The sequence below is a fragment of the Caballeronia arationis genome (assembly GCF_001544975.2).
Taxonomy (GTDB): Bacteria; Pseudomonadota; Gammaproteobacteria; order Burkholderiales; family Burkholderiaceae; genus Caballeronia; species Caballeronia arationis.
Genome location: NZ_FCOG02000305.1, coordinates 1 through 3,388 on the forward strand (window position 1 = coordinate 1; position 3,388 = coordinate 3,388).

A 3,388-nucleotide genomic window follows, 5' to 3' on the forward strand; every position below is an offset into this window, starting at 1 on the left:
GCTGAAGGTTGTGTAGCACAGCCATGATCGCACCAACCGGCGCCGATCTGGCGATCGGGGAGGTCCTTACCAATTCCGGGATTTGGTGGAGGCTCCAACTCTTGAGAGTGATTCATCGGGTTTTGCCCGACCCCGAAGTATGAAGCGCACGACTGCTGCGGGCGGGTCCGGGAAGGAATACGATGACGAGGCAGCGGTGGTCGAGGTCGGCCCATTATCTGGTGCACTGAGCCCGTTTGAGAGTTGGACCCGCAACCCTGCGAGCACCCCGAATTGTGCCCGAGGGCGCATGTCGCCCCGCCGGAGCACGCTTACCAGAATCCGATAACGAGGGTTGTCGCCGCTGCCAATCTCTATCTTGTAGGAGGGCAGCATGCAGGTACTCTATCCGCGCTGTGCCGGGCTGGACATACATAAGGACATCATCGTTGCCTGCGTTCGTTGTGTGTCCGCGCCAGAGCACCGTGAAGTGCAGAGCTTTTGCAGTACCACCAAGGGATTGCTGGCACTGTCGGACTGGTTGGCCGTCCACGGCTGTTCTCACGTGGCCATGGAAGCCACAGGCGTCTACTGGAAGCCAGTGTGGCACGTTCTCGAGGGCTCCTTCGAACTCGTGCTCGGCAACGCTGCACATATCCGGAATGTTCCCGGCCGTAAAACCGATGTGAATGACGCGATGTGGATCGCAGACTTGCTCGCACACGGGCTGATCCGCTCCAGCTTCGTCCCTCCCGCCGCGGTCCAGGAGTTACGTGATCTGACACGCACACGCAAACAGCTGACGCGCGAGATCGCCCAGCATTGTTTGCGTATCCAGAAGGTACTCGAGGATGCGAATCTCAAACTCGCCAGTGTCCTTGCTGACGTACTCGGCGGTAGTGGGCGCGCGATCCTGAAGGCCATTATCTCTGGCGAGGACGATCCGGTGCTGCTTGCGGCACTTGCGCAAGGTCACGCACGCAGGAAGACGAGTGAATTACGAGAGGCATTGCGCGGGCGCGTAACTTCGCATCATCGTGCGATGCTCGCGCTCCATTTGCAGCTCATCGACGCCCTTGAACACGCGCTAACTGATCTGGATGCCGCAGTGGGACTCGCGCTGACGCCAATCCGCCAGCACGTTCAACTGCTGAGAACCATTCCCGGCGTCGGTGACCTGACCGCCCGGGTCCTGGTCGCCGAGATTGGGGTCGACATGACACGCTTTCCAGATTCCGCTCACCTCATATCGTGGGCCGGACTGTGCCCCCGCAATGACGAGAGCGCCGGTAAGCGCCGCAGTACGCGCGTCCGCAAGAGCGGCACATGGCTCAAGACGGCACTCGTGACTGCCGCATGGGCCGCAGTACGGACGAAGAACAGCTATCTGTTTGCCCAGTTCAATCGCATCAAGGCGCGGCGCAGTTCAAAGAAAGCAATCATCGCAGTCGCTGCGTCGATGCTCACCGCGGCGTGGCACATCCTTCGCAATGGCGTGGAATATGCAGACCTCGGTGCAGACTATTTTACCCGGCACGACATGCAAAGCACCGTTAAGCGATTGCTAAAACGCCTGACGGATCTCGGCTATCCGGTGCAGCCAGCTTCTTCATCATAACGGCTTCTTACCAGAATGGAGCTATGAACAAGTCGAACAAGTTTTCTGCCGAAGTCCGCGAACGCGCTGTGCGCATGGTGCAAGAGCACCGGGGCGAGTATCCCTCACAGTGGGCAGCGATCGAATCCATCGCCCCTAAGATCGGCTGTACGAGCCAGACGCTGCTGGGATGGGTCAAGCGGGAAGAAGTTGATAGCGGTGAGCGTGAGGGCGTCACCACATCGGAGCGTGAGCGCCTCAAGGCACTGGAGCGAGAGGTTAAGGAACTGCGCCGTGCCAATGAGATCCTGAAGCTGGCAAGCGCATTTTTCGCCCAGGCGGAACTCGACCGCCGCCTGAAGTCCTGAAGGCCTTTATCGATCAGCATCGCGACACCTTCGGGGTCGAGTCGATCTGCAAGGTCTTGCGGATTGCCCCGTCGGGCTATCGGCGTCATGCCGCACAGCTTCGCGACCCGTCGCGGCGGTGTGCTCGAGCGAAACGCGATGAGTTTCTGAGTCCGGAAATCAAGCGAGTCTGGCAGGCCAACATGCAGGTCTACGGCGCGGACAAGGTCTGGAAGCAGTTGAACCGGGAGAGTATTGCGGTGGCCCGTTGTACCGTCGAGCGGCTGATGAAGCAACAGGGTTTGCGCGGTGTGAGGCGTGGAAAGCGAGTTCGCACGACTATTCCCGAAGTATCGGCTCCACGCCCGCTCGACCGGGTCAACCGTCAGTTCAAGGCTGACCGGCCGAACCAGCTCTGGGTGTCGGATTTCACGTACGGTACGCCCAGCCAGCGTAGCCCGCCCGCATGGGGGTGAAGCTGCTTGAGCATGTCTGGAATGCAGTACCCGGAGAAGTCGACTTTGCAGTTCCGGGGCATGCCCTTTCTCTGCTGCGAGAGGAAGTGAGCCGAAGCGGCGGTGACTTGCCGACACTGGCAAGGTGACGTAGTCCGTGGGAAACGGGGCTTGCGGCGAAGCGGTTACGCCAAGATGAGCCTCCAGGCTGAGCATGGGACGGTTGAGGAACACGAACCTGTTAAACCGCATCTGAGGGTTGAAGTATCACCCCTGCCCACACCGCTTTATGGGCAGGACGCGAGCTGTTGCCGGTCACACGTATGGCCCGGCGGCACGATTGCTGACTGGATATGTAGCCCGTCTGCAAGGAATCACGGGGAGCGCGCAGCTAGACCGTGGTGCTCGCGACGACTTGCGGCAAGCAAGGATAAAGACTGCGACAGGCAACCTCGCTCATGCGTTGAGTCCAGCATGTGAACTGGGGAAGGTCTGCACGGATGCCAAGGGAGTGTGCCCCCGATGACGTGCAGGCTGGCGGAGCCTCCGTAGTAGTCCGAGGTCGGGAAAACCGGCTACATGGCGAAGGGAGGCAGTTGAAGTGGTTTGCTGGGTTGATTAACTGACCATAGTGAGGTCTCAAGAGTGCCGAGTTCGGCACAGTCTTGGGGTTATGTGGCCAGTCGGAACATCTCGAAGGTGTCAGGGTCCTGCCTTTCGGCGATGAATTTCGCGAAGAAATTGGTTTTGGCGCTATTCACGAGAAATTCGGGCAGGCATTGTCGTAGTGCACTGGCGACAACCAACTCCGATGGAGGGATGCCGGGACGGATGGTGCGCAGCCAGGATCCAAAGGAACTCCAGACGAGTGAAGGGAATACCGCTGCCAGGTACTGAAGCAGTCCCTGGCAGACGATGCCAGCCTGAATGAAGACGTGATAGGCGTGGGTCTTGCGCTTGACGGCGTCGCGGTACTCGGGCGACTCGCGATGAAGGTATTGATCGCCGTT

General features: G+C 59.7%; 1 protein-coding gene, 2 pseudogenes and 1 other annotated feature. Of the genes and pseudogenes, 2 read left to right on the top strand and 1 reads right to left on the bottom strand.

All coding sequences use genetic code 11. The features are described from left to right. The first annotated feature begins 373 nt into the window (after window positions 1-373). Window positions 374-1,597, top strand: a complete 1,224-nt coding sequence (locus tag AWB81_RS41315) for an IS110 family RNA-guided transposase (RefSeq protein ID WP_062644235.1) — start codon at window positions 374-376, stop codon at window positions 1,595-1,597. A 23-nt stretch (window positions 1,598-1,620) separates the two neighbouring features. After that, window positions 1,621-2,360: pseudogene (locus AWB81_RS41320) on the top strand (IS3 family transposase); the annotation flags it as partial. After that, window positions 1,899-2,015: a sequence feature (AL1L pseudoknot), on the top strand. It overlaps the preceding pseudogene by 117 nt. Before the next feature lie 689 nt (window positions 2,361-3,049). Here the strand turns inward: AWB81_RS41320 and AWB81_RS46220 are convergent. Next, a pseudogene (locus AWB81_RS46220) lies at window positions 3,050-3,388 on the bottom strand (IS4-like element ISCku4 family transposase); the annotation flags it as partial.